The 26615-nt window shown below is 71.3% G+C and carries 24 protein-coding genes; 13 read left to right on the top strand and 11 right to left on the bottom strand.

What is annotated here, in order from left to right; translation table 11 throughout:
* The first annotated feature begins 30 nt into the window (after positions 1-30).
* The 5 genes from ACZ6NZ_RS07620 (at position 31) to ACZ6NZ_RS07600 (ending at position 6275) form a co-directional block, all read left to right on the top strand.
* The gene (locus ACZ6NZ_RS07620) at positions 31-2154 is read left to right on the top strand and encodes a copper resistance CopC family protein (RefSeq protein WP_465856753.1); all 2124 of its coding nucleotides are present in this window, start codon (positions 31-33) and stop codon (positions 2152-2154) included.
* Between the two features lie 65 nt (positions 2155-2219).
* Positions 2220-2822, top strand: coding sequence for a copper chaperone PCu(A)C (locus tag ACZ6NZ_RS07615; protein WP_465856751.1), 603 nt, complete (start codon positions 2220-2222; stop codon positions 2820-2822).
* Between the two features lie 23 nt (positions 2823-2845).
* Complete coding sequence (locus tag ACZ6NZ_RS07610) at positions 2846-4054, top strand: Dyp-type peroxidase (protein ID WP_465856749.1); 1209 nt, start codon at positions 2846-2848, stop codon at positions 4052-4054.
* Complete coding sequence (locus ACZ6NZ_RS07605; protein WP_465856747.1) at positions 4051-4614, top strand: copper resistance CopC family protein; 564 nt, start codon at positions 4051-4053, stop codon at positions 4612-4614. Before ACZ6NZ_RS07610 ends, ACZ6NZ_RS07605 begins: the two co-directional genes overlap by 4 nt.
* Positions 4615-4799: 185 nt before the next feature.
* Entirely contained in the window at positions 4800-6275 is a 1476-nt protein-coding gene (locus ACZ6NZ_RS07600) for a PepSY-associated TM helix domain-containing protein (protein WP_465856745.1), read from the top strand.
* A 59-nt stretch (positions 6276-6334) separates the two neighbouring features.
* Here the strand turns inward: ACZ6NZ_RS07600 and ACZ6NZ_RS07595 are convergent, their stop codons facing one another.
* Positions 6335-7468, bottom strand: a complete 1134-nt coding sequence (locus ACZ6NZ_RS07595) for an oxalate decarboxylase family bicupin (RefSeq protein WP_465856743.1) — start codon at positions 7466-7468, stop codon at positions 6335-6337.
* A gap of 13 nt (positions 7469-7481) precedes the next feature.
* Complete coding sequence (locus ACZ6NZ_RS07590) at positions 7482-7742, bottom strand: hypothetical protein (protein ID WP_366609198.1); 261 nt, start codon at positions 7740-7742, stop codon at positions 7482-7484.
* A gap of 198 nt (positions 7743-7940) precedes the next feature.
* Here ACZ6NZ_RS07590 and ACZ6NZ_RS07585 point away from each other — a divergent pair, with 198 nt between their 5' ends.
* Both ACZ6NZ_RS07585 and ACZ6NZ_RS07580 read left to right on the top strand, forming a co-directional pair.
* Entirely contained in the window at positions 7941-9521 is a 1581-nt protein-coding gene (locus ACZ6NZ_RS07585) for a helix-turn-helix transcriptional regulator (protein ID WP_465856740.1), read from the top strand.
* A 7-nt stretch (positions 9522-9528) separates the two neighbouring features.
* Positions 9529-10356, top strand: a complete 828-nt coding sequence (locus ACZ6NZ_RS07580; protein ID WP_465856738.1) for a GNAT family N-acetyltransferase — start codon at positions 9529-9531, stop codon at positions 10354-10356.
* A gap of 16 nt (positions 10357-10372) precedes the next feature.
* On the opposite strand, the gene ACZ6NZ_RS07575 is transcribed toward ACZ6NZ_RS07580, so the two are convergent.
* Positions 10373-11383, bottom strand: coding sequence for an aldo/keto reductase (locus ACZ6NZ_RS07575; RefSeq protein ID WP_465856736.1), 1011 nt, complete (start codon positions 11381-11383; stop codon positions 10373-10375).
* A 110-nt stretch (positions 11384-11493) separates the two neighbouring features.
* Here ACZ6NZ_RS07575 and ACZ6NZ_RS07570 point away from each other — a divergent pair, with 110 nt between their 5' ends.
* Together ACZ6NZ_RS07570 and ACZ6NZ_RS07565 are read left to right on the top strand one after the other, a co-directional pair.
* Positions 11494-12102 (top strand): TetR/AcrR family transcriptional regulator, encoded by a 609-nt coding sequence (locus ACZ6NZ_RS07570; protein ID WP_465856734.1) that lies wholly within the window; start codon positions 11494-11496, stop codon positions 12100-12102.
* A 186-nt stretch (positions 12103-12288) separates the two neighbouring features.
* A complete protein-coding gene (locus tag ACZ6NZ_RS07565; RefSeq protein WP_465856732.1) occupies positions 12289-15126 on the top strand; it encodes an AfsR/SARP family transcriptional regulator in 2838 nt (945 codons plus the stop codon).
* Positions 15127-15183: 57 nt separating this feature from the next.
* On the opposite strand, the gene ACZ6NZ_RS07560 is transcribed toward ACZ6NZ_RS07565, so the two are convergent.
* The 6 genes from ACZ6NZ_RS07560 to ACZ6NZ_RS07535 all read right to left on the bottom strand — a co-directional run bounded on the left by ACZ6NZ_RS07560 (position 15184) and on the right by ACZ6NZ_RS07535 (position 19888).
* Complete coding sequence (locus ACZ6NZ_RS07560; RefSeq protein ID WP_465856730.1) at positions 15184-16026, bottom strand: AfsR/SARP family transcriptional regulator; 843 nt, start codon at positions 16024-16026, stop codon at positions 15184-15186.
* A gap of 309 nt (positions 16027-16335) precedes the next feature.
* Complete coding sequence (locus ACZ6NZ_RS07555) at positions 16336-16965, bottom strand: VOC family protein (RefSeq protein WP_465856728.1); 630 nt, start codon at positions 16963-16965, stop codon at positions 16336-16338.
* A 63-nt stretch (positions 16966-17028) separates the two neighbouring features.
* Complete coding sequence (locus tag ACZ6NZ_RS07550; RefSeq protein ID WP_465856726.1) at positions 17029-18219, bottom strand: MFS transporter; 1191 nt, start codon at positions 18217-18219, stop codon at positions 17029-17031.
* A 102-nt stretch (positions 18220-18321) separates the two neighbouring features.
* A complete protein-coding gene (locus tag ACZ6NZ_RS07545) occupies positions 18322-18444 on the bottom strand; it encodes a hypothetical protein (protein WP_465856724.1) in 123 nt (40 codons plus the stop codon).
* Positions 18445-18458: 14 nt separating this feature from the next.
* On the bottom strand, positions 18459-19343 hold the full coding sequence (locus ACZ6NZ_RS07540) for a pyridoxal-phosphate dependent enzyme (RefSeq protein WP_465856722.1): 885 nt from the start codon (positions 19341-19343) through the stop codon (positions 18459-18461).
* 8 nt (positions 19344-19351) lie between these two features.
* The gene (locus ACZ6NZ_RS07535; RefSeq protein WP_366609186.1) at positions 19352-19888 is read right to left on the bottom strand and encodes a hypothetical protein; all 537 of its coding nucleotides are present in this window, start codon (positions 19886-19888) and stop codon (positions 19352-19354) included.
* A gap of 272 nt (positions 19889-20160) precedes the next feature.
* On the opposite strand from ACZ6NZ_RS07535, the gene ACZ6NZ_RS07530 reads away from it, so the two are divergent.
* From ACZ6NZ_RS07530 to ACZ6NZ_RS07520, 3 genes are read left to right on the top strand one after another with little or no spacing between them, the layout of a single operon-like run.
* Positions 20161-20577: an STAS domain-containing protein gene (locus tag ACZ6NZ_RS07530; RefSeq protein ID WP_465856720.1), complete on the top strand. Its 417-nt coding sequence runs from the start codon at positions 20161-20163 to the stop codon at positions 20575-20577.
* 34 nt (positions 20578-20611) lie between these two features.
* A complete protein-coding gene (locus ACZ6NZ_RS07525) occupies positions 20612-21826 on the top strand; it encodes a hypothetical protein (RefSeq protein ID WP_465856718.1) in 1215 nt (404 codons plus the stop codon).
* On the top strand, positions 21819-22391 hold the full coding sequence (locus ACZ6NZ_RS07520; protein WP_465856716.1) for a hemerythrin domain-containing protein: 573 nt from the start codon (positions 21819-21821) through the stop codon (positions 22389-22391). The genes ACZ6NZ_RS07525 and ACZ6NZ_RS07520 overlap by 8 nt, the downstream gene beginning before the upstream one ends.
* An 89-nt stretch (positions 22392-22480) precedes the next feature.
* On the opposite strand, the gene ACZ6NZ_RS07515 is transcribed toward ACZ6NZ_RS07520, so the two are convergent.
* Entirely contained in the window at positions 22481-23194 is a 714-nt protein-coding gene (locus ACZ6NZ_RS07515) for a GAF and ANTAR domain-containing protein (protein ID WP_465856714.1), read from the bottom strand.
* A gap of 229 nt (positions 23195-23423) precedes the next feature.
* Here ACZ6NZ_RS07515 and ACZ6NZ_RS07510 point away from each other — a divergent pair, with 229 nt between their 5' ends.
* Positions 23424-24134, top strand: coding sequence for a DNA alkylation repair protein (locus ACZ6NZ_RS07510; RefSeq protein ID WP_465856712.1), 711 nt, complete (start codon positions 23424-23426; stop codon positions 24132-24134).
* Here the strand turns inward: ACZ6NZ_RS07510 and ACZ6NZ_RS07505 are convergent.
* Positions 24131-26410: an LLM class flavin-dependent oxidoreductase gene (locus tag ACZ6NZ_RS07505; RefSeq protein ID WP_465856710.1), complete on the bottom strand. Its 2280-nt coding sequence runs from the start codon at positions 26408-26410 to the stop codon at positions 24131-24133. The two genes, ACZ6NZ_RS07510 and ACZ6NZ_RS07505, sit on opposite strands and share 4 nt — an antisense overlap.
* Positions 26411-26615 lie beyond the last annotated feature (205 nt).

Genomic DNA, 26615 nt, shown 5'->3' with positions numbered 1-26615 from the left:
AAAAAGTCTCAGCCCAGTGAGGATATTCAGATGCGTCGTCACCCTCAGATTCCTGGGCGGGTGGTCTCGGGCCTCCTCGCGCTCCTCCTCGCCTCGGCTGTCGCTCTCCTCGCGTCCGCTCAGCCCGCCGCAGCTCACGGGACCCTCGCGATGTCCACGCCGGCGGGTGGCGCGACCGTGCGCGAGCCGTTGACCTCGGTGCAGCTGTTCTTCACCGAGAAGGCCGCTGCCAACGCGTTCTTCACGATCACCGCGCCGGGTGGCATCCGGGTCGACAATGGCTGGTCGTACGGGGAGCCGAAGCCGCTGGACAAGCCGGTGCGCGAGTACTTCCTGGTCAACGGTCAGTTCGAGCCACGCGAGTACACGACCGGGTTCCCCGCGACGGTGGCGGTCGCGCACCTGCCGGCCAAGGGCCAGTACTCGGTGAGCTACCTGTCGGTCGCCTCGGACGGCGACCCCGTACGCGGCACCTTGACCTTCCGCTACGACGGGCCGGCGACGGCGGCACCGAAGGGGTGGAGCCCGCCGTCGACCCAGCCGGATCCGGCGCTGTTGGCCACCGCCGAGCAACACGGGTCGTCCGGGCAGGCGTCGGCGGTGCCGACGGTCGCGGTCGAGACCGCCGTTCCGCCGTCCGCGGCAGCGGCCGCGCCGACCGGGTCGACGGACGAGAGCGGTCCGGGAGCAGTCGTCTGGGCCGGCCTGGCAACGGTGGCCACGGCAGCGGTGGCCGGATTCGTCGTCTGGCGTCGGCGGACGACCCCCGCCGGCCGACCCGCCGGCCGTGGCCGTACCTCGCCGACGACATCCGCTCGACGCGGCGCCGGCACCCGTCCCGGGACCAGGACCACCGGCGGCAAGGGCACCGGCAGCAAGACCGCCGGTAGCAAGACCGCCGTCAGCAAGACCGCCGTCAGCAAGGCCGCCGTCGCTAAGACCGACGGCGGAGCCGTCGCTGGCAGAACCGACGCGGGCAGAACCGTCGCGACGACCGGCAGCGCTACGCAGACCTCGGATGGTAAGCGGCGGCCCGGTGCCGTGCCGGCCGCGCGCAAGGAGACCGCGGTCGTCGTGGCTCGGACCGGCGTCTCGGTCGATCCAACTCCGACCGATGAGGACGCGAAAGCCCCCGCCACGACGGACAGTCGACCGCCCGTCGGCTCCGGGGCATCGGCTGAGCCGGATCTTGCCACGGCGACGCCCGGATCCCGGCTGAGCAACACCAGCCTGGCACTGTTCGTCGGTACCCTGGTGCTGGCGCTGCTCGGCGGGTTCGGATTGGCGCGCATCAGCGGCAACGAGGGCCCGGCCGCCAACACCGCCCGGCAGCCGGTCGGCGGTCCGCCCGCCTCCGGCCCGGCAGGGTCCGCGAACGACGGACACCAACACCCGGCGGGCACCGGACCGCACACGCACCGGGGTGACGGCGCGACCGGCGAGACACTCGCCACCGGGACGACCGTCAGCGCCGGCGGCTACACGCTGCAACCGCTGGAACGAACCCAACCCGCCGGGGTACGCGCCGACTACCGCTTCCGCATCGTCGGCACCGACCGGCAGCCGGCGACCCGCTTCGCGGTCGTCCACGACAAGCCGCTGCACATGATCGTCGTGGGCCGTGACCTGACCGGCTATCAGCACCTGCACCCGACGATGGCACCCGACGGCACCTGGAGCGTCCCCATGACGCTGGCCCGGCCCGGCGGCTACCGCGTCTACGCCGACTTCTCCGTCACCGCCGCCAACGGCACGCCGCTGCCGCTCGTGCTGGGCGTCGACCACACGGTGCCCGGCGCGCACACCCCGACCGCGCTGCCGCCGGCGCAGGCGAAGGCGACGGCTGGTCCGTACACGGTGTCGATGACCGGCACCCCGACGGTGGGGGTGACGGCACCGATCCACTTCCAGGTCGCCAGCGCCGACAGCGCAGCGCCCGCGCAGCTGGAGCGATACCTTGCCGCGTACGGGCACCTGGTGGTGGTTCGTGAGGGCGACCTCGGCTACGTGCACGTGCACCCCGAGCCGGAGCTGGTCGACGGGACGGTCAAGTTCTGGCTGACCGCGCCGAGTTCAGGCCGGTACCGGGCCTTCTTCGACTTCCAGGTCGCCGGCAAGGTGCACACCGGGGAGTTCACGATCAACGTCCCCTGACTCCGGAACTTTCTCCGTGCTGCGGCCGACCAACCTCCCAGCAGCAATCATCGGAGGAAGAACACATGCGCGCCACCAGCCCGAACGTTTCACGCCGCCGCTCGGCCGCGATCCTCGCCGCCGCGATTCTGACGGTGGGCGCCGCCGGCTGCGGGGCGTCCGACTCTCCGTCGACCGCGCAGGCGGGCCCGTCCGCGTCGACCTCAGCCAACCCGGACGCGGGCGTGCTCGGCATTCGTGACCCGTGGGTGAAGGCCGCCGACAAGGGCATGACGGCGGCCTTCGGAACCCTGGTCAACGACGGCGACAGCGATGTCACAGTGACGGGTGCCACGAACCCCCTGTCACCGATGGAACTGCACGAGATGACCATGAAAGACGGCAAGATGGTCATGCAGGCCAAGCAGGGTGGCATCGTGATCAAGGCCAAGAGCACGCATGCGCTGGAGCCCGGCGGCGACCACCTCATGCTGATGAACCTCACCAAGCCCGTCCAGGCCGGCGACGAGTTGACCTTCACGCTGACCTTCGCCGACGGCCGGTCCCAGCAGTTCAGGGCCGTGGCCAAACCGTTCACCGGCGCGCAGGAGAGCTACGCCCCCGGGCACGGCCAGCCGATGCCCGGCATGAGCGCCACGCCGGGAACGAGCATGAGCCCGGCATCGTGACGCGAACGCCACCCGTCCGGCCGGTGAGCAGGCGCGGCCTGCTCACCGGAGGGGCGCTCGCTGCCGGAGGAGCCCTGGCCGGCGGTGCCGCCATCGCCACGACCCGAACCGGCGGCGGGCAACCGCCGGCCGTCGCCGACACCACGCCGGTGGCGAGCGTCGGCGGCCTGGTCGAGCCGTTCCATGGCGCCCGGCAGGCGGGGGTGTCCACCGAACCGCAGGCGCACGCGTCGTTCGTGGCGCTCACCCTGCGGGCCGGCACCGACCGGGCCGCGCTGGGCCGGATGTTGCGGCTGCTCACCGACGACGCCGCCCGGCTCACCCAGGGCCGACCCGCGTTGGCCGACACCGAGGCCGAACTCGGGCTGCTGCCGGCACGGTTGACAGTGACCTTCGGCTTCGGGCCGGGCCTCTACCGGGCGGCCGGCGTCGACGACCGCCGGCCGGCGTCGGTCACCGAACTGCCGCCGTTGCGCATCGACCGACTCCAGCCGGCCTGGTCCGGCGGTGACCTGCTGCTGCAGATCTGCGCGGACGACGCGATCTCCGTCGCCCACGCCCAGCGGGTCCTGATCAAGGACAGCCGACCGTTCGCGACGGTGCGGTGGGTCCAGCAGGGCTTCCGGCGCAGCCCCGGTGTCGAGCCGGGCGGCCACACCCAACGCAACCTGTTCGGTCAGCTCGACGGCACCGCCAACCCCAGACCCGGCGCGCCCATGGACACCGCGCTCTGGGTCCCGGAGGGCCCGGCGTGGCTGCGCGACAGCACCACAGTGGTGCTCCGGCGGATCAGCATGAACATGGAGACCTGGGACCTGCTCGGCCGGACCGACCGCGAACTCGCCGTCGGGCGACGGCTCGACACCGGCGCCCCGCTCACCGGGACCGCCGAACACGACGAACCCGACTTCGCCGCCACCGACGCCGACGGCCTCACCGTCATCCCCGACTTCTCGCACCTGACCCGCGCCCACGTGACCGACGACCGGTTGAAGATTCTGCGCCGGCCCTACAACTACGACGGTGCGCCGACGGCGGAGGGCCACGCGGACAGCGGCCTGATCTTCGCCTCGTACCAGGCCGACATCGCACGACAGTTCCTGCCCATCCAGCGCCGGCTGGCCGACCGGGACCTGCTCAACGAGTGGACCACGCCGATCGGCTCCGCTGTCTTCGCCATCCCGCCCGGATGTCAACCGGGCGGGTGGATCGGCGAGCAGGTGCTCGGATGAGCGTGCCACCGACCCGTCTCGCAGCCGTCCGACTCGGCGCGGCGGTGCTCGCCGTCCTCGTGGCGGTGCTCATCCCGGCCAGCCCGGCCTGGGCGCACAACTCGCTCAAGACGGCCACGCCCGCTCGGGACGCGACGCTGCCGAGCGCACCGACCGAGGTCACGCTCGAATTCATGCAGCGACTCGACCCCGCGTTCACCACCATCGTGCTCACCGACGCCGCCAAGCGGAAGGTTCCCACCGGCGAACCGGTGGTCACCGGAGCGAAGAGCACCGTCCAGCTGACCGACACCCTGCCGAACGGGACGTACACGGTCGCCTACCGGGTCGTCTCCGTCGACGGGCACCCGGTTCAGGGGTCGTACCCGTTCACGGTGGCCGATCCCTCGTCCAGCGCCGCGCCGATTGTGGCCGTCAGCGCGTCAGCGGCCACCCCGCCCGCCGCCACGGCAGCGTCCGGCGGCGGTCCGAGCGCCGGTGTCCTCGTCGCGGCTGCCGCCTTGTCCCTCCTCGTCCTGGTGACGGCTGGGCTGCTGTGGCGACGGGCCGCCCGGCGCTGATCCGACCCGCCGCAGACCGGGCCGACGCCACCGGCGCGGAGGACGACCTCGCCTAGAACCGTTCTTCGGGAACCGCCGGCGTCTTCTCCCCGACTACCAGTCAGGGCCGATGCGACACCTCACCGGGCGACCAGACCAGTACGGGAAGCACCTTCGTGCTTCCCGACTCTTCCGATCGGATCACCATGTCTCTGACTGAACTGTCCGGCACCCCGCAGCCGGAGCCCGCCACCACCGCCGAGAAACCGGCCCGAGCCGCCCGTCGCACGTCGCCGTTCGGCGCGCTGCTGCTACGGCTGCACTTCTACGCCGGCATCCTCGTCGCCCCGTTCCTGCTGGTCGCCGCACTGACCGGCCTGGCCTACACCGTCACCCCGCAACTCGACACGATCCTCTACGGCGACCAGCTGACGGTCGCGCAGGTGGGTGACCGGCAACTGCCGCTGGCCGAGCAGATCGGCGCCGCGCGCAACGCGCACCCGGACGGCAGCATCACCACAGTGCAACCCGGCGCCGGCGACCAGACCACCAAGGTGGTGTTCTCCCTGCCCGAGCTGGGCGAGAACCAACACACCGTCTACATCAACCCGTACACCGGCGAGTCCCAGGGGCAGCTCACCACCTGGTTCGGGTCCACACCGGTCACCACCTGGCTGGACGACCTGCACCGCCACCTGCACCTGGGAACGGTGGGCGAGCACTACTCCGAGCTGGCCGCGAGTTGGCTGTGGGTGATGGCGCTCGGTGGGGTCGTCCTCTGGTGGCGGCGACGTGGGGCCGCACGAGCCGCCGCCCGGCACCTGTTCGTGCCGGACCTGTCCACGGGTAAGGGCGTCCGCCGCACCCGAGGGTGGCATGCCACCACCGGCATCTGGCTCACCGTCGGACTCCTCTTCCTCTCGGTCACCGGCCTGACCTGGTCCCGCTACGCCGGGGCGAACTTCGCCGCCGGCCTCGACGCGCTGAGCGCCCGTACGCCCGAGATCTCCACCAGCCTCACCGTCGGCTCCACCGCCCCGGCCGAGACCGGCGGTGGCCACGAACACGGTCCCGCCGACGCGGGCGGGGTCGTCCCGTCGGCGACCTTCGACCGGGTCCTGGCTGTCGCTCGCGGCGCGGGCCTCTCCGGTCCGGTTGAGATCAGTCCCGCGCCGGAGCCGGGCTCCGCCTGGACCGTCACGCAGGTCGACAACATCTGGCCGGTCAAGAAGGACCGGATCGCCGTCGACCCGGCCTCCGACACGGTCACCGCCCGCAGCGACTTCGCCGACTGGCCCCTGCTGGCGAAACTGAGCGGCCTCGGCATCCAGGCCCACATGGGGATCCTCTTCGGTCTGGTCAACCAGATCCTGCTGGCCGCGCTCGCCCTCGGTCTGCTCTGCGTCATCTTCTGGGGCTACCGCATGTGGTGGCAACGCCGGCCCACCCGCGCCGACCGCCGTGCGATCGCCGGCACCCCGCCGGCCCGCAGCGGCGTACGCGGCCTGCCGCTCTGGGCGCTGCTGATCGGCGTACCGGTGACGGCGGCGATCGGCTGGACGCTGCCCCTGTTCGGGCTCACCCTGCTCGCCTTCCTCCTCATCGACGTGGTGGTGGGTGCGGTGTCCCGACGCCGACGACCCGCCGCGGCTCCCACCTCCCCGGCACCCGCGGGGAGCTGACCCACCGGTCCGGCCGTCCGTCCTCCGAGGACGGACGGCCGGACGGACGGACGGTTCGCTCAGATCACGACCTGTTTGGTGGTCGGCAGGCTGTCGACCATCGACTTCGACACGTTGATCGTGTCGGCGATGATCTCGTGGGGCGTGTTCGCCATCCACTGCATCACCGAGATGTCCTCGAACCGGGGATGGCGGAACATCTCCAGGAACACCAGTGGCTCGTCGCCGGTGTTCTCGATGTAGTGGCCGTACGCGAAGGGGACGTAACCCACGTCGCCGGCCTGGAAGTCGAACGTGCGGGCGGCGGCCTGCGAGGCGAAGACGCCCATCCGCCCGGTGCCGGAGATGTAGTACTGCCACTCGTCGGTGGTGGGATGCCAGTGCAACTCGCGCATCCCGCCCGGTTCGACCTCCACCAGGGCCGCGGCGGTGGTCACCGAGGCGGCGAAGTTCGTCGAGTCGGTGACCCGGACCGTACCGCCACGGAACCGTTGCGGGGTCTGCGCGAGCATCCGGTGCTTGAAGCTGCGGGGGATGTCACCGGTCGGGCTGACCACCCGGTCCTGTTGCAGGGGCGGTGGGACGTCACCCTGGAAGATGTACTTCTCCCGCTCGGGCAGGTTCTCCATCTGTTCCAGAGTCCAGCCGAAGTTCTTGGCCAGCACGTGCCGGGGGGTGTGTGCGAAGAAGTCGCTGAGCAGGAACGTGTTGTTCTCCGAGAACGCCCCGTCGTTGAAGACCAGCAGGAACTGTGCGCCGTCCTCCAGCGCCTGGATGTTGTGCGGCACGCCCTGCGGAAAGAACCACAGATCGCCGGCCTTCACGTCCTCGATGAAGTTGCGTCCCTCGTGGTCGACGGCGCTGATCCGGCAACTGCCGCTGAGCATGTACGCCCACTCCGACTGCTGGTGCCAGTGGATCTCCCGGTATCCGCCCGGCTCCAACCCGAACTGGACACCAGCCAACTGAGTGGCGATCGGAAGGTCCCGGCTGGTGACCTCCCGGGTCCAGCCGCCCTTCTCCACCCGGGTGTGCGCCTGGGAGAAGGAGAACTTGAGGTTGGGTACCAGCCGGCTGTCGGTCGTCGGCGGCACCAGCAGATCGGGATTCTGCCGCTCGAGCTCGACGTTGCGGCCCGCGAGCGGCGCGGCACCCTGATCGCCGCGCCGCGGCTGGGGATCGCTGTTCGCCATGATCGCTGTCTCCTCAGTCGGGTTGGATCGGATTGGGCGCGGGAACGGATCCGCCCCGCAGCCGTAGCCGGGACGAGGCACCCAGCAGGGCACGCAGTCCGGGCCAGCCGTACTGGACCGTGATCGCGACCGGAATCGCCGCGGCGGTCGCCATCAGCACCAGACGGGTCCACGCCGGAGCGTGACCACCCGCCCCGGTGCCGGCGTAGAGGACGAACATCAGCAGGACGACCCGGAGCCGGTGCAGACCGGGGAGTTCGGTGAGCTGGGCCATGACTCGATGATTGGCGCCGACCACCGCCCGACACATCACGTGATCGCGCCATTGCCGCCGGTCAGACCCCGGACGGCGCGGGCCATTCCGCCCAGTCGAGCCGGTTCGTCATTCTGGTCGCCCCTGCCGGACGACGTGGATAGGCTCGGTCGCAGGACGGCCTTTCGACGCGCCTGGTAACAACCGGGGAGAACGCCATTGTCCGAATCACCCTTCAACGCCGGGACGCTTCCGGCCGACGACATCGCCACCGACGCCGAACAACGACGGCACCGGCTCTTCGCCACGGCGGACCAGCTCCGGTTGGCCGGGCGCGGGATGGAGGCGCTGCACGTCCTGGCGGCGGAGATCGCCACGAGTCGCGGCGGCGAGCGCCACCGCACCATGCTGCTCGGACGCCTGGCGCAGATCGTGGCACTGGAACAGCCGACCACCGCCCTCGTCGGTCTGCGGGAGGCGTTGCACCTCCGCCTGGACGACCGCAGCCGCAGCGCGGTGCTCGCCCTGGTCGCCACGATCGCGGCCCGCACGGGACATCCGGACACCGATGCCCTGCTGCGCGACGCGGGTACCGCACACGCCACGTCGGGTGATCAGGCGTCCGCTCGCCATCTGGCCCTTGGCCGGGCCGCCCGCTCACTCGCGCACGGCGATCTGCCGGGCGCCCACGCCGTGCTGGCGGCCCTCGACCCGGACTCCTGGGCGGCACGCGCCGACGCCCCGTCCATCCGGGCGGAACGCATCCTCGTGCAGCTCGGTCTGGGCCGGCACCAGGACGCGCGGGCCGCGACCCGCCAGCCGCCCGAGGCGACCGACGGCTCACTCACCGGGCTGACCGCGCTGGACTGCCTGCGCATGGTGGCGGTGGGAGAGCTACCCGAGGCGGCCGCACTGGCCGTCACGACGCTCAGCTCCGGTCCGGCGAACCTCAGCAGGGAGGTACGTGCCCTGTTGGTCGCGGTGATCGGCGAGGTCCGCTACCGCCGTGGCGAACACGACGACGCCCGCGCCATCCTCCGCACCTGCCTGGCCGAGGACCGATGGCCCGACCGTACGTTGTGGACGTTGGCGTTCTGTGTGGCGGTGCGCGATGCCACCCTCAGCACTCCGGCGGGCCTGCTCACCAGGGTCGTCGCCGACCTGCACCGGTCGGTCCGGCCGCTCCTGCCCGTGCCGCACTTCGGCCCCCGACTGGTACGCGCGGCGACGGCCGCCGGCGACACCCAGGCCGCCGGTCGGGTCACCGAACTGGTGGAGCTGGTGTCCGTCCGGACGCCGGTGCCGCTGTGGCGAGCGCTGGCCGACCAGAGCCGAGGGTTGCGCGACGGTGACCCTGGCGCGCTCCGGTCGGCGGTCGACCACCTGCGCACCACCGCCGCCCGGCCGGCCCTGGCCGACGCGCTGCTGGACCTCGCCAACTGCCCTCGGGCGCGGTCCGGAGAAGCGCGCGACGCCGCGCACGAGGCGGCTGCCCTGTACGCCCGGATCGGGGCCCCTGGCGACCAGGCGATCGCGGACCAGCGCTACGCCGACCTCGCCGCCACCCCGCGCCACCGGCCCTCGTCGGACGAGCTGCCGAGCCGGGGCATCGAGGCGCTCACCCCCGCCGAGGAGCGGGTCGCCGAGATGCTCGCGACCGGTGCCACGAAGAAGGAGGCGGCCAGGAGTCTCTTCGTCTCCTTCCACACCGTGGACACCCAACTCCGCTCCATATACCACAAGCTGGGCATTCACAATCGGATGCAGTTGGCGCGGGCCTGGGAACGCGCCGGACGATAATCAGCCGATGACCGCGCCAGCCGACCTGACCCCGCTCGCCGAAGCCGTGGAGTGCGAATTCATGCACTCCTACGAGTCGCAGGCGCCCGGGCCCGCGTACACCGAGCTCGGGATCGCGACCACCCGCATCGGCGGCGGTGTCGTTCTCGCCATGCGCAACGATCCCTCCGGCGGGTACTGGAACAAGGCCCTCGGCTTCGGCACCGCCGAGCCGTTCACGGCGCAGACCCTGGATCGTGTCCTCGACTTCTACCGGGAGCAGGGCGTCGACCAGGCAGTCCTTCAGCTCGTTCCGTCGGTGCTGCCGGGGGGCTTCGACGAGGTCGCCGCGGCGCGCGGGCTCGAGCCGGGGAGCACCTGGGTGAAGCTCGCCGCCCGACCCGGCGACGTCGCCGCGGCGCAGACCCGTCTGCGCGTTGCCCCGGTGCCGGCCGCCGAGGCGCGGCCCTGGGCCGACGTGCTCCTCACCGGGTTCGGCATGCCGACCGGTGGGCTCACCGACATGCTGGCCGCGACGGTCGGCCAGCCGGCGTGGCGACCCCATGCGGCCTGGGACGACGGCGAGCTGGTCGCCGGCGGCAACCTGTTCCTGCACGGCGAGGCCGCGTCGCTCAACGCCGCCGCGACCGCCTCCGGTCACCGCGGCCTCGGAGCGCAGTCGGCGCTGATCGCCGCCCGTGCCCGAGCCGCAGCCGAGGCGGGATGCCGGTGGCTGTTCGCCGAGACCGGCAAGCCCGCGCCCGGTCAGCAGAACCCGTCGCTGAACAACATGCGCCGGGCCGGGCTGGTGCCGCTCTACGAACGCCGCAACTGGGTCTGGCGAGCAGCTTCCTGAGCCCGCTCCCCCGCCGTCACTTCTCGCTGTCGAGCAGGCCCATCATGGCGGTCGCGTACCGCTGGCCGGAGGCTGCGCCGGCCGGTACGGCCCGCTCGATCTCGTCCACCGCGTCCTGGTCGAGCACCACGTCGACAGCGGCCAGCGACTCGGTCAGCCGGTCCCGCCGCCGCGCCCCGACCAACGGCACGATGTCTTCGCCCTGCGCCGCGACCCAGGCGATCGCCACCTGACCGGTGGTCACCCCGAGCCGCTGTGCGACCCGGCCGAGCGCGTCCACCAGGCGGAGGTTGGCGGCCAGGTTATCGCCCTGGAAGCGCGGGCTGTTCGCCCGGAAGTCGGTGCCGGTCAGCTCACGCTCCGCCGACCAGTGGCCGCTGAGCAGACCTCGGGACAGCACCCCGTAGGCGGTCAACCCGATGCCCAGCTCGCGCAGCGCCGGCAGGATGGCGTCCTCCGGGCCTCGGGAGAGCAGCGAGTACTCGATCTGGACGTCGCTGATCGGTGCCACCGCCGCCGCCCGGCGAATGCTGTCGGCGCCCACCTCGGAGAGCCCGATGTGCCGGATGTAGCCGGCCTGCTGCATCTCCAGCAGCGCACCGACGGTCTCCTCGACCGGGACCTGCGGGTTCAGTCGCGACGGCCGGTAGATGTCGATGTGGTCGGTGCCCAACCGTCGCAGCGAGTACGCCAGCCGGTCCTTCACCGCCGCCGCCGACACGTCGTACGGTGCCGCCTGGAAGCCACCGTCTGGTGTCCGGCGTGCGCCGAACTTCACGCTGAGCACCACCTCGTCCCGGCGACGCTCGCGCAGCACCCGGCCGATCAGCATCTCGTTGTGACCCGAGCCGTAGAAGTCGGCGGTGTCGATCAGGTTCACGCCGGCGTCGATCGCGGCGTGCAGCGTCGCGACGCTCTCCGCCTCGTCGGCCGGCCCGTACAGGTCGGACATGCCCATCGCGCCGAGCCCGATGATCGACACCTCCGGTCCGGAGGCACCCAACCGTCGCCGTCGTAGACCCGTCATGTCCCTCGTCTCCTTCGGTCGTCGGTGCTGGTGGCGTCCAGGCACCGCTGTGTACGCTGTGTCCATATAACCAGCAAGTAGACAGCGTGTCCATATAACCGGGAGGACCAGTGGCCGAGCTCACGCCGGAGGCCCAGCCGCCAGCACGCCGTGGTCGGGGCCGCCGGCCCACCGATCAGGTACGAGCGGAGATCCTTACGGCCGCCGGTGAGCTCCTGCTGACCGAGAGCATGGCCGGGTTCACCATCGAGAAGGTCGCCGCTCTCGCCGGGGCCAGCCGGATGACGATCTACAAGTGGTGGCCCTCCAAGGGCGCGCTCGCCCTGGACGGTTACTTCACTGTCGTCGCGCCCACGCTGGCGTTCCCCGACACCGGCGACATCGTGGCCGACCTGACCGACCAACTGGTCGCCTTCGTCCACCTGGTGCGGGACACCACCGCCGGACGGGTCATCAGCCAACTCATCGGGCAGGCGCAGACCGACCTGGAACTGGCCGCCGCCTACCGCGAGCGCTACTCCGCCCCCCGCCGGGCCCTCGCCGTCGAGACCCTCACCCGGGCCATGACCCGGGGGCAGCTACGCGCCGACATCGACCCCGAATCCGTCGTCGACCAGCTCTGGGGCGCGTGCTACCACCGCCTCCTCATCGGCGACCTGCCGCTCACCGAGGACTTCGCCCGCACCCTGGTCGACAACCTCATCCGCGGACTGCGCTGACCGGCAACCGGCCGGCGCACACACCGGCCACGGGCCGACCAGGCCGCACAGGCGACGGGCCGACCGGGCCGCACCGGCGACCACCCGACCAAACATGAAGATCATGTTCAATCGGTGCTAACGTCATCGATCGATGCTCAAGCGATCGTCAGTCTCGCCCGGCCGGCACCGCAACCTGAGGTGAGGATGCCCCTCCACTTCGACCTGCTCGGGCCGCTGACAGTGTCACGGGACGGCCGGCCGGTCCCCCTCGGATCGACGAAACAGCAGCTGGTGCTGGCCGCTCTGCTGCTACGCCCGGGTGAGGCGATCTCCGCCAACGAGCTGATGACGATGGTGTGGGGTGACCAGCCCCCCGCCTCGGCCGCCGCGAACCTGCGCACCTACCTGCGAGGGCTGCGCCAGGCACTCGACTGCGCCGCGGACGAGCGCCGCCGGATCCTCACCACACCCGGCGGCTACCTGCTTCGCGTCGAGCCGGACGAGCGGGACGTGGACCGGTTCGACGCGGCGGCGGCGCGCGGACGGGCCGCGTTGACCGCCGGCGACCCGGCGGCGGCACAGCCGGAGCTGGCCCGCGCGCTCGGCATCTGGCGGGGGTCGGCCTTCGCCGGGCTGCCACTGCCCCGGCTCCTCACCGGCCGGGTCGCGCGGATCACCGAGCGGCGGCTGCTGACCGAGGAGGACCACGCCGCAGCACGGCTCGCGCTCGGCGAGGCCGCCCAGGTGATCCCCCGGCTGCGGGCACTACTCGACCGTCACCCACTGCGGCAACGGGCCTGGTCCCAACTCATGACCGGCCTCTACCAGATCGGCGACATCGCCGGCGCGCTGGCCGCCTTCCAGCAGGCCAGACGCGCGCTGGCCGAGGAGACCGGGATGGACCCCGGCCCCGAGCTGACCCGGTTGCACGACGACATCCTGCACCACCGCCTCAGCCAGCAGACCGTGACGGCCGGGCCGGTGGACGACGCGTCGGCCGGAGCGGCACCGGGCCGCCCTCAGCAACTGCCACTGGCCCTGCCCGGCTTCGTCGGGCGCAGCGCCGAACTCGACCTCCTCGACGCGACCCTCGGCGGCCGAGCCGTACGGCAAGCCACTGTGGACATCGCCACCATCAGCGGCATGGCCGGCGTGGGCAAGACGACGCTCGCGCTGCACTGGGCCCACCGGGCCGCCGACCGCTTTCCCGACGGCCAGTTGTACGTCAACCTCCGAGGCTACGACGACGCGGACGCGGTGTCCCCCGCCGACGCCCTGGTCGACTTCCTCGAGGCGCTCGGCGTACCTGTCGGCCGGATCCCCAGCAGCGTCGACGCTCGGGCCGGGCTGTACCGCAGCCTGCTCGCCTCGCGTCGGATGCTCGTCGTCCTCGACAACTCGCGCGACGCCGACCAGGTGCGCCCGCTGCTGCCCGGAGTGGGCCGGTGCGCGGTCCTGGTGACCAGCCGCGACCAGCTCAGCAGCCTCGCCGTGGCCGAGGGCGCCCGACCGTTGACGCTGGAGGTGCTGACCGCCGCCGAGTCGACGCGGCTGCTCCGCAGCCGCCTCGGTGACGCCCGGGTGGCGGCGGAATTGGCGGCGACCAGCGAGGTGATCGAGTCGACCGGGCGACTTCCGCTCGCGCTGTCCATCGTGGCGGCCCGGCTGACCGCCCGGTCCACCTTCCCGATCGACGCCGTCGCGGCCCAACTCCGCCAGTCCGAGTCCCGCCTTGAGCAACTGGCCGACGGGGACGTCCGCCGGGTCTTCTCCTGGTCGTACCGGGCGCTGAGCGTCGAGGCGGCCCGCCTGCTGCGCCTGCTGGGCCTGCACCCGGGCCCCGACCTGACCGGAGACGCCGCCGCCGCGCTGCTCGGCCGCCCCCGGGCGGCGGTCACCCCGCTGCTGAAGGAGCTGACCCGGCTGCACCTGCTGACCGAGCACCTACCCGAGCGGTACGCCCTGCACGACCTGCTCCGGTCGTACGCCGCCGAACTGGCCCAGGCATCCGACCTGGCCGAGGAGCGCCAGGTCGCCGCGCGCCGGATGTACGACCACTACCTGCACAGCGCGCACCCCGGCGCGGTGCTGCTCCAGCCGACCTGGACACCCATCGAGGTGGAACCACCGATGCCGGCGAACGTGCACGTGCCGATGCCAGATCGGGTCGTCGCGGCGGCCTGGTTCCACGCCGAGCACCCCGTCCTGCTGCGGGTGCTGCGTCAGGCCGCGGAGACCGGCTTCGAGCGGTACGCCTGCCAGCTCGCCTGGGCCCTGGCCGCGTACCTCGCGCCCAGAGGCATGTTCCAGGAGCAGCTCGCGGCCCAGCAGGCGGCGCTCGCGGCGGCGCAGCGGATCGGCGACGTCCGGGCGCAGGCGCAGGCCAGCCGGATGCTCGCCCGCGCGCTCATGCGGCTCGGCGACCAGCACGCGGCCGAGCACCACGTACAGCGGGCACTGGAACTGTACGAACAGCTCGAGGACCTGGACAGCCTGGCGCTGATCCTGCGCCAGTACACCGAGCACTGCACCCAGTACGGCCGGCTGGACGAGGCGCTCAAGCACAGCGCCGAGGCGCTGCGCGTCTCGCAGCTCATCGGCAACCGGTACGCCGAGGCGCGCGCGCTGAACGTCAAGGGTTACCTGCACGCGCTGACCGGCGACTACCAGCAGGCCGTCGTCGACTGCGCCGAGGCGCTGGCCCAACAGGAGGCGATCAACGATCGCGTCGGGCAGGCCGCGACGCTGGACAGTCTGGGCTTCGCGTACCACCGGCTCGGTGACCCGGCCAGAGCCGCGCTCTGCTACGAGCAGTCCGTCCAACGCTTCCAGGAGTCGGCCAACCGGTATCACGAGGGGCTGACCCTCGTCCGGCTCGGCGAGGCGCGCGAGGCGATGGCGGACCCGCCGGCCGCCGCCGAGGCATGGCAGCGGGCCATCCGAATCTACGACGACCTGGGCCACCCCGCCGCGGACGTGGTGCGGCAACTGCTGGTACGCGTCGCGCCCGGCCACTGCGGCCCGGTGACCCCGCCCGAGTGAGACGCCCGGCTACAGCGGCCGGAGACGGTGTCGACCGGCCCCCGTCCCAGCGCGTGGTCAGCGCCTCGGCCGACAGGTGCGGGTGGCCGTGGACGGCCCCGGGCGGGTCCTCCGGAAAAACGGCCCGGCACCGACGGCCGGGCCCAGGTCGCCCCGCAACATCGAGGTGTACGCGGCGAACAACGCCGAGGTCGGCTCGACGCCCAACTCGGTCGCCAGGCGGGTACGGAAGGCCCCGAACACGTCCATCGCCTCGCCCTGCCTGCCGGTCTGGTACAGGGCGGTCATCAGCATGATCGCCAGCCGTTCCCGCAGCGGATACTCCGTCTGCAACGCGGTGAGCGCGGGGATCGCCCGGCGGCAGTCGCCCAGCCGCAGGCGCAGTTCCAGCCGGTGTTCCAGGCAGACGATGCGGCGTTCGAGCAGGTGCTGTCGACGGCTCTCCGCGTACGGGCCGGTCAGGCCCGCCAATGGTTCGCCCGCCCAACTCTGCTCGGCCTTCGCCAGTAGCGCCGCGGCACCGGTCAGGTCACCGGCCGCCTCGGCCACGGCGGCCCGTTCCATCGCCTCGTCGAAGTCCGCGACGTCGGTGCGGGCCGATCCGAGACGCAGCCGGTAGCCGATCCGGGAACTGTCGATCGCGGGGTCGTCGGGGCCTCCGCACGCCGCCTGAAGCGTGCGTCGCAGGCGATAGATGTACGGCGGGATCAGCTTGACGCCGGTCGCCGGGATCTGGCCGCCCCAGACGCCCTGCAGGATCGCCGCCGGTGTGACCACACGGTCCGCGTTGAACAGCAGGATCGCGAAGACCGCCTGTTGCCGGACGGGCCCGAGGTCCAGCCACTCGCTGCCGACCTCAGCGTGCAGCGGGCCGAGGGCGAGAAACCGTACCCGCGTCACGGCATCGCACCGCCCGCACCAGGACTCGTCATCGAGGTCTCCTCCCTACCGGCGGCCGGGGAACCGCGCACAGGCGACGAGGCACGGCATGCCCGGGTCAGCTCTGAATCCGGCGGTGCCGCTTGAATCGAAGATCATCGCGTCCGGGGAATGGTACGGCGCTCGACGTACAACTCGCGTACATCGCCTGTACGAACAGCGCGCACGGGTGGCGTCGCGCGCTCAGGAAGCGGAGACGGTGCTGCCGGCGAGGCATCAGGTGACTCACCGGCAGCACGTCGATCAGCAGGTCCCACGCGTGGGCGTAGCTCACTCGGGCGGCTTCGCCCCCGACTGCTCGCTGACCATGTACGCCGCGTACCAGTCGGGCCAGTTGTCGTCATGCTCGCCCGTACGTTTCTCGTGTTCACCGTGCGCGGCGGCCGCGCGCCGCAGCGCGCTCGCCAGGTCGCTCGTGGAGCCGAACGACGTCAGGCCGCCCTCGATGCGCCCGGGAAGCCTGGTGGTGATCTCCTGCATGAGCCAGGTGTTCCCGTCCGGGTCACGCAGCGTGGCACGCGAGAAGTAGCTGCGCCGCTGCGGATCCGGCCCGTCGACCGGGCCGTCCGGGCTGACGTGGAAGACGTCACCGACCTCGACACCGGCGGCGACGAGGGTGCCGTGGGCCGCCTCGATGTCGGACACGATCAGGTACGCCATGGCCGAGCCGGGTGCCGCCGGCGTGAGCCCGGGGCCGAACTGCACGGAGCACGCGGAGCCGTGCGGAGTCAGTTGGACGATGCCGGGCGGCGTCTGGTCGAGCCGCCATCCGAGCCGCTCGTAGAACGCCTTCGCCCGGTCGACATCCGACACCGGAATGACGATCACCTCGAGCTTGACGTCGAGGCCCTCGATGCGCGACGTCGCACCCGCGTCCGCCTGGTCAACCTTCGGGCTCATCCCCCGCTCCCTTCCTGATCATCACGCTACTGTTCGCGTTACTGCTCAACCCGCTCTCCGGCATCACCCCGCTGCCGTCCGGGTGGCCCTGCGCACCCCCAACAGGGCGACCACGGCGAGGAGGACGACGGCGACCGAATACTCGTCGGCGGTCCTCGGCAGGCCGCCGGCGTAGACCACGAGGAAGCCGGCGATCACCGTGGGGAGACCGAAGCCGACGTAGCAGACGACGTAGAGCACCGACAGCACGCTGGCACGTTGGTGAGCCTCGACCAGCGGCATGACCGTCTTGAGGCTGCCCTGGAAGCCGCTGCCGAAGCCGATGCCCCCGAGCGCGAGGCCGACGAAGAAACCCGGGACGGACTTCGCCATGACCGACACCAACGTGACGACCATGCCCAGGATGAGCGCGGTGATCCCGGTCAGGATCACGGTCCGCGCGGCGGTGTTGCGCTGGATCAGCACGGCTGCCGACCCGAAGACGGCGAAGACGAAGAGGACGAGACCGCCGATCACGATGGACGTGCTCATGAGACTGCGGACGAGCGCCGGGCCGAGCGCGCCGAAGAACCCGGCCAGTGCCCAGATCGCGAAGAGCACCGGCACCACGACCAGGACCGGCTTGCGCACCGGACGGGGCAGAGCGATGTCCGGCCGGAGGCTCCGGCGGGCCCCGCCCATCGGGCTCACCGTCTCCGGCATCAGCGCGACTCCGACGGCCTGGATCAGCAGGATGACGAGCAGGACGACGTACACCAGTCGCGTCGGCGCGGGCAGGAACTGGATGAGCAACGCCGAGAGCAGGGCGCCGCTTCCGGTTCCGATACCGGGGGCGAGAGAGTTCGCCAGCGTGCCCCGGGCCCGGTCGATGTCGAGCATGGCGGCGCCCACGGCGCCGGTGGCGGCCCCGGCCGCCAGCCCCTGCACGAGGCGGGCGACCAGCAGGGACGGTACGCCGTTGGCGAAGATGAAGACGACAAGCGCGAGCATCTGCACCGCGATCGCGACGCCCAGCACCGGCCGCCGACCGACGTGGTCGGACAACTTGCCGAAGGTGAGCAGCGACGCGAGCACCGCGAGGGCGTAGACGGCGAACACGATCGTCGTGGTGACCGGTGAGAAGTGCCAGCGTTCCTGGTACGTGGCGTAGAGCGGGGTCGGCGCCGCCGACGCGGCCAGGAACGACACGAGGATGGACGCCAGCAGCACCAGGGAGACCGTCGGCGTGAGTCGGGCCCGCCCGGCGATTGGCATGTCGGTGCTCCTCGGCTGCGTTCAGAGCGGTCAGCCTGCGCGTTCCGCCGGCCCCCGGGGCCACGGCGGCGTACCCGTTCGGCGCCGACACATGCCCACGGCTCAGCCCTCGGTGTCCTGGCCGGCCCCGGGAAGGCTCGCCATGCCACGTGCCAGCGCGTCCCTGAAGTCGCGGTACCGGTCGGGGCCGAGGGTGTCGGCGCGGTTCTGCTCGATCTGGTGCATACCCGGCCGGCGCCCTACAGCTCGGGGTGGCCGAAGAGCCCCGGCAGCCCGCCGCTGTGCAGAAAGACGACCCGGTCGCCGCGCTTGAAGCTGCCGGCCAGCAGCGCCGCCATCGCCCGACCGGTGTACGTCGGGTCCAGGAAGACCCCTTCCGTACGCGCGGTCACCTCCAGCGCGTCGCGAACGGCGGCGGTCAGCGTGCGGTAACCCGCACCCACCTGGGTGCCGTCGATCCGCAGCTCCGCGGGCTCCACCTCGCCGACGAGCAGCCCGGCGACCGTCGCCCGTGGGTCCGGCACGGCGCCGACGTCCACGCCGACGACCCGCCGCGCGCCCAACTCCCGCACCAGGCCGGCCATCGTCCCGCCGGACCCGAGCGCCGTCACGACCTCGACACCGTCGGCGTCCGGCAACTGGGCCCGCAGCTCCCGACCGCAGTCCACATAACCCTGTACCGACGCGGGAGAGGTGCCGCCGAACGGGATGACGTACGCCGAGCGTCGCTTGCCCTCGGCCGCCGCCACCTCGGCGGGCGGACGGTCTCCGCTCCAGACGATCTCCGCGCCCGCGAGCCCGTCGAGCAGCAGGTTTCCCCGCATGGTCTCCGGAGGCGGGCCGGCGAGCACCAGCACGCAGGAGAGGCCGAGCCGCGCGGCCGCAGCCGCCGTGAGCCGGGCGTGGTTGCTCTGCGGCGCCCCTGAGGTGATGACAGTGGAGGCGCCGTCGGCCATCGCCTGCGCGCAGGTGTATTGGAGCTTGCGGATCTTGTTGCCACCCCCACCGAGGCCGCTGAGATCGTCACGCTTGAACCAGAGCTCGGCCAGCCCCAGCCGGGCGGCGAGCCGGGGCGCGGCCTCCAGCGGCGTCGGCCAGGTACCGAGGGGAACGGGTGTGATCATCCGTTCAGCTAAGCACTTCGTGCCCAGGCCGCCCGGGGCAGCGGTCCGACGTCTGAGTGACGACCGGGACGGAGCGCCGCGTGCCGCTGCCCGGGACCCGCCCCGTCGCGGGCGGCGAGCGCGTCGGCCACAGCTCCGGTGGCAAACGCGTAGATGGCTTTGTGCAACACGTCGATGGCGAGTTCGGAGCGGGGCCAGGTGAACGGCGGCGCCCCCACGCCGGTGGCGTTCTCCAGGATCTGGTCGTTGCTCAGGCGCAGCGCGGTGAACATCGTCGACGCCCACACGCCCCGCAAGCCCGTCTGCGCCATGACGCTGCGTAGCACGCCGACCAGCACGCCCTGGCCGTAGTGCATTGCCAGGTTCTGCCACCGGGGCGGCTGACCGGAGGATTCCGGCAGGCCGGTCAGCCGCCCCAGAACCTGGGCCGGAACATAGGAGTCGGGCCGACCGGTCACCCGCTGTTCGATCTTCTCCGCGGCCGTCATCACCGCTGCCCCGGCCAGACCCGCCACCAGTCCCTGCCACACCGCTCGCTTCAGCATGTGCGGGCCCTACCCCCCGGGCGCTCCCCTACACCCCAACATGCCGCTGGCCCACGGGTTGTCGTCCGGCAGCGCCGGGTTGGTTTGAGCCCCGACCCCCCGGGTAGGGTCCTTGTCGGGTCAAGACACGCGCCCTCCAGTGGTCACCTCGCCGCGGCACGCACGCGGCGGGCGGCCACCCTCGTCGAGGGCGGAGGCATCGTGTGACCGACCAGGACCCCCCATTCCGGTCTTCAGGACCCAACTCGCGGTACGGCCCGCACCGGCCGATCATGTCGCTGTCGGTGAGCCATGACGGCGCCGCCAGCCAGATCAGGGTCGTCGGCGAGATCGACATGAGCAACGCCCATCTGCTCACCGAGCTGGTGCAGGTTCTCTGCCGCACGCCCACCCCACTGGTTGTCGTGGACCTCGCGGCGGTCCGCTTCCTCGGCGCGCACGCCGTCAGCGCCCTGCTCCACGCCGCTCACCTGGTCGCCCAGGCCGGCGGACGGCTGACGCTTCGCGACCCCTCGCCGTTCGCCCTCCGGGTGCTCGACGTGGCCGGCGTGCTGGGGCACCTCCACCTCTACCGCACATCCACACCGACCGGTGCTCGCCTCCGCGGAGTGGTCCCACCCCCACCCCTGCCCCGCCGTGCCGCACCGCCGCGTCAGCCACTCGGCCCGTCCGTCGCCGCCCAACCGTAGGCGGCGCGGCCACCGTCCCCCGACAAGGAGAGACATGTTCAATCCGTTGGACCACAAAGGAATTCCACTCGAGGACCAGATCCGCAACTGGCGTGAACTGAACGTCGAGCCGATCGATCCGGAGGCGGTCGACCCCTACACCCGATGCCGGATCATCACGATGAACGGCATCGAGGTCGAGGCGATCAATTTCCAGCACCAGTTCGCCCGGAACTGCCCTGACCAGGAGGTCCGCCGACAGCTCGCGTACGTCCGATACCTGGAGAGCCAGCAACAGCGGGTCGTGAACTGGCTGCTCCCCGGCGTCGCCAGTGTGCTGGAGACGACTCTCGGCTACGAGCAGGTGGCCGTCGACCTCACCGCCTGGGTGGCCCGCCACGAACCCGACCCCTACCTCAAGCAGGCGTACGAGTTCGGCGTACTGGAGGACTTCGACCACCTGTACCGCTACGCCAATCTCTACGAGATGGTCGAGCGGCGCAAGGCCGAGAAGATCGTCGACGGGCTCACCGAGGTCATGCCCGGCCGACCGACGATCCAGGAGCACCGGCATCCCTTCGACGAGGTCCGCACCCCGTACGACCGCAACTCGGTCGACCCGCGCTCGAAGCTGCACGCGTTGACGATCCTGTCGGCCGAGCAGCAGGTGATGTTCTACTACATGAACGTCGGCCCGCAGTACATGGAGCCGATCGCGCGCCAGCTCTACCAGGAGATCAGCCTGATCGAGCAGGAGCACGTCACCCACTACGAGTCACTGCTGGACCCGGGCGAGAACTGGTGGGAGCGGCTGCTCACCCACGAGTACAACGAGTGCTGGCTCTACTACTCCTTCCTCCAGCAGGAGAGCGACCCCCGGATCAAGGCGGTCTGGGAGCTGCACCTGCAGATGGAGCTGGCTCACCTCCAGCAGGCCGCCGACCTGCTCCGTCGCCACGACGGCAGGGAGCCGGAGGAGATTGTCGGCAGTGTCGGCCTTCCCGAGCCGCTGACCTTCGAGCCCAACAAGGACTACCTGCGTCACCTGTTGGCCACCCAGATCGACCTGACGAAACTCGGCGAGGGCTACGTCCGTGAGGCACACGAACGCTTCGAGTGGATGCAGCAGCAACTGCACGACGGCCAGCAGCCGCCGAGCGAACAGGTCATCGACATGCACCGGGAACGCTTCGGTGACGAGTACCGCATCGAGACCGAGGGCCCGCACCCCGTCGAGACGCTGCGCGCCAAGGGAGGCAGCCATGCCTGACACCCACACCTCGCCGCCGCAGGAGGATGTGGTCGACCTGTTGCTCGCCCAGCACGCCGAGATCGAGCAGCTCTTCCTGCTGGTCATCGGCGGCACCGGCGACACCCGACGTGACGCCTTCGACGACCTGGTCAGGCTCCTCGCCGCCCACGAGACCGCGGAGGAGGAGGTCATCCACCCGCTCGCCCGGACGCTGCCCGGCGGGGGCGGCGACGCCATGGTCGACGACCGCCTCGACGAGGAGCGGCAGGCCAAGGAGACCCTGCAAACCCTGATCAAGGGTGGCGTGGACGCCGACGGCTTCGACACCGGCATCGTCCTGCTGCGCGACGCCGTGCTCCGCCACGCCCGGCACGAGGAGCGCTACGAGTTTCCCCAGCTCCGCCAGCATGTTCCGGTCGACCGGCTGCGCAGCCTCGCCACGGCCGTGCGGGTGGCCGAGGCGTCCGCGCCGACGCGGCCCCATCCCAGCGCCCAGTCCGCGAAGGGCAACCTGGCCGCCGGCCCGGTGCTGGCGGTCATCGACCGGGTACGTGACGCGGTGCGCAAGCCCTCGGAGAGCTGACTGACGTCAGCCGTTCCGCGTTCTGTCGATAGGGTCGCCCGCCTCGCGCGGGTGGCCCTGTCGACGAGCGGCCACCAGACAGGGCGCAGTCACCGCTTGGTCCTGCCCTCCGCCTGGGCGACCAGGGACTCCGCGACCTCGCGCACCTTCCGGTTGCTGTCCTGGGAGATCTTCGACAGCAGCGAGAACGCCTCCTCGGACGAGCACCGCCGGCTCCCCATGATGATCCCTTTGGCCTGCTCGATCACCGCCCGGTTGCGCATCGCCTCCTGCATCTGGGCCGCCAGCGTGGCGGCGTTCTCGTACAGGTGCGCGTTGGCCAGTGCCACTGCCGCGTACGCGCCGAAACCCTCCGCGCTGATGATCGAGGACGGGTCGAATGCGTTCACCGACTCGCTGTAGACGTTCAACGCGCCGACCACCGATGCCTGGACCGGAAGCCCGATGGAGAGGGAGCTCCCCACCCCGGCGGCGCGAGCCCTCTCCGCCCATACCGGCCAGCGTTCCTCGGTCGCCATGTCCGGCACCGAAATGGTGTCACCGCTGGCGGAGGCATCCAGGCAGGGACCCCGGTGCTCCTCGTACTGCCACTCGTCCAACTGACGGGCCAGCTCGCCGGTGGATGCTCCGGTCCAGCCGACCGGACCCCGGAGCAGCGTGACAGTCACCTCTCTCGTCCCGGCAATGCTCGCCTTGGCGAGCTCGGCGATCCGGAGCAGCATGTCGTCGAGGTTGACCTCGTCGAATCTGACCCGGCCCAGCTCGGCCAACGCGTCCGCGGGATCCATCGTCGGCTGCGTCATCGGCTCAAGGCCCTTCTCGGTCGGCGTCCGCCGGAGTGACAGTTCCGGCACGGCCCGCAGGGGGCGTCAGCAATCCTGGTCCTACCCCTCGGGTCCCCCACTCACACCCGGCCGAGGCGTGCTGGCCAGCCCCCACACCGGGCAGCTCACGCGGCTCACGGCCGCGGCTGCCGGGCCGGTGTGCGGAGGTCCACGCGATGCCGGCCGGCCCCGGGTAGCGTGGGCGGTCATGGTCACCAGCGCCGACGTGCGTCGGGAACTCGCCCGCCTCGCCGACCCCCGTCGCGCGGAGGCATCGAGCCGGTTCCTCCAGATGGTTCCCGGCGGGTACGGCGAGGGCGATCGGGCCCTCGGTGTCTCCGTGCCCGACCAGCGCAAGCTGGTTGCCCGGTTCTGGCGCGACCTGTCGCTGGCCGAGACGACGAAGCTGCTCACCGAGGGCGCGCACGAGGAACGGTTGACCTCGCTGCTCATCCTGGTGCGCAAGTTCGCCAAGGGCGACGAACAGGAACGGGGTCAGATCTTCGGCACCGTCCTGGCCAACACCGGCAGCATCGACAACTGGGACCTGGTGGACTCGTCCGCGCCGTACATCGTCGGTCCCTGGCTGATCCACAGGGACCGGGACGTCCTGGACCGGTTGGCCGAGTCCAGCCTCGTGTGGGAGCGGCGCACCGCCATCATGGCGACCTTCGCCTTCATCAAGGCCGGCGACTTCGAGTGGACCTTCCGACTCGGCGACCGGCTCCTGCACGACCCGCACGACCTCGTGCGGAAGGCGGTGGGCTGGATGCTGCGCGAGGTGGGCAACCGGGACAGAGCGGCGGAGGAGGACTTCCTCGCCCGCCGCTACCGGGTGATGCCACGGGTGATGCTGCGGTACGCGATCGAGAAGTTCGAACCGCAGCGTCGCCGCGAGTACCTGTCCGGCAACCTCTAGCCGATTGCCTCGGCCGGTGGGATGGGGAAGTTCCGGTTGAAGACGTTGTCCGGGTCGTAGCTGGCCTTGATGGCACGCAGGCGGCCGAGGGTGGGCTCGGGCCAGGCATCCAGCAGTCGAGCCGGGTCGGTGTCGCTCTCGAAGCTGAGATACAGGCCGTCGAGGTGCGGGTACAGCTCGGCCCACAGCTTGTCGAGCTGAGGCCGGCGCTCCCCGACGGTGGCGGCGAGCACCGAGAAGTTCTGCTGCCGGTGCGGGTAGGCGGTCGCGTCGCTGGCGACGTCGTTGACCGCCCCACCGACGGACCGCACCTGCACGATCATCACGTCACCGGAATGGATCATGTGGTCCATGAGGTCGGCCACCTGCGGCGTGACGTGGTGCAACAGACCGCTGCGGGTGTCCTCCAGCCCCTGCCCCCGATGCTGGTTGCCCGGCGGCACGACGATCGCCGGGTACGGCACGAGCTGCGCCTGCTGGTCGAGGATCGGCCCGATCTCCAGGAACGGACTCAGGGCGGACTGCGCCGCCTCGACATCGTCACCGGCATAGACGAGGGTCACCTGGGCAGCCGGTGGGTTGCCACGGCGGCCGGGAAAGAGGGAGAGGAAACTCGTCAACTCCCGGGGCGCGTCCTCGACCAACCGGCCCCACCGGAGCAGCAGTCCGGCCGTGTCGGTCGCGTCCGCGACAAGGTGCGCGTAGACGACGTTGTCGACCTCGTACGCCTCCAGCTCGAGCGCGGTGACCACACCGAAGTTCCCGCCGGCGCCCCGGACGGCCCAGAACAGGTCGGGGTGGTGCTCGTCGTCGACGCGGAGCAGACGGCCGTCCGCGGTGACGATCTCGGCGGCCACGACATGGTCGATGGTCAGGCCGTACCTGCGCGCCAGGTATCCGACGCCGCCGGTGGTGGCGAGACCACCGACGCCCACGTCTCCGTAGTCGCCTGAGCTCACGGCCAGGCCGTGCGGGGCGAGCGCCTGAGCCACGTCTCCCCACCGGGCACCCGGTTCCAGCCGCACCCGACGGGTCGCCCGGTCGAGCACCTGGACCCTGTTCATCCTCGACATGTCGATGACGACTCCCCCGTCGTTCGTCGACCGGCCGCTGATGCCGTGCCCGCCGCTGCGTACCGACAGGGGGACGTCCTGCGTCCGGGCGTACGACACGGCGTCGACCACCTCGGCGGCGTTCCGCGGACGGATCACCAGGGCCGGCGACCCGTGCCGGCTGTAGGTGTGGCGCACCCCCTCGTACTCCGTGTCACCGGGCTCGACGGAGTTGCTGACCAGCGACGGGGGCAGCGCGTCGTAGTCGAGAGCGGGGTGCCGCTGGGCCAGCGCGACGGTTGTGCGGACCGGCGCACCGCCGACCTCGGCGCCGGCGCGCTCCCTGGCCACCGCCTCCCGCAGCGCGGGGGCGATCTCCTGCCCGAGGGTCTGGATGAGGCGCGGGTCGTCACGGCCGATCAGGAAGGTGCTGAACCCCTCCTCGACGACCAGCGGAAGGAGCTGGTCGACCCACTGCGCGACAGGACCCTGGAGGAAGCCGCGGCTGCGCGACGAGACGTCGACGGTGAACAGGTTGAGCAGCCGCCGGATCTCCCGGGGCTCGCGGCCCGCGGCGATGGCCGCCTCGTCGATGAGCCGGTTGGCGGTCACCCGGTCCGGGGACCGCAGGTATTCCAGCGTCGGCAGCCAGCCGTTGGCCTTCTGTCCGGTCAGGGCCAGCATCTTCGGCTGGTACGCGCCGAGCCAGATATCGATGTCATGGGCCGGCTTCGGGCCGCGCCGCATGCCAGGTACGGGGTAGTACTCCCCGGTCAGCCGCAGCGGGCCGGCGGCCGTGTCGTCCCAGACACCGCGCAGGACATCGATCGCCTCCCGCAGAGCCGTGACCCCCTGCCCCGGGGTCAGCCGACGAGCTCCCATGCCCTCGATGCCGTCCCAGAACGCTCCCGCGCCGAGGCCCAGTTCGAATCGGCCGTGCGACAACCGGTCCAGGCTCGCCGCGGCCCGGGCCAGCACGGCCGGCGGGCGCAGCGGCAGGCTGAGGACGTTCCCCGAGATGCGGAGCCGCTGTGTGCGGGCGGCGACCCAACTGAGCAGCGTCCAGGTGTCGAGGAACTCCGCGTTGTAGGGGTGGTCCTGGAAGGTGACCAGGTCCAGCCCTGCGGCCTCGGCCTGCTCGGCCAGCGCCACCACCTGGTCCGGGTCGTGCACGCTGGGCGTCAAAAACGCCCCAAACCGGAGTTCGTGTCCGTAGTCCGACATCGCTTCACCATCCACGCAATCGTTTGATCAACCCATCATATTTTCTACCTATCGTTTGTCAGACAACTTATCTCTGCTGCCGATCATTCCTCGGGTTGCCGAGCTGCTTGACATTCTCGCCATGCTGAAGTGGAAAGGTCGCCCCCACCCTCGGGCCGGGCGCGGTATGGCCCGGAGTCGCGCTCGCGGAGGCACAAACCGGATA

Source organism: Micromonospora sp. NPDC047756, from assembly GCF_055587245.1.
The sequence above is the reverse complement of the archived record's forward strand: the minus strand, read 5'-3'. Positions and strand labels throughout refer to the sequence as shown.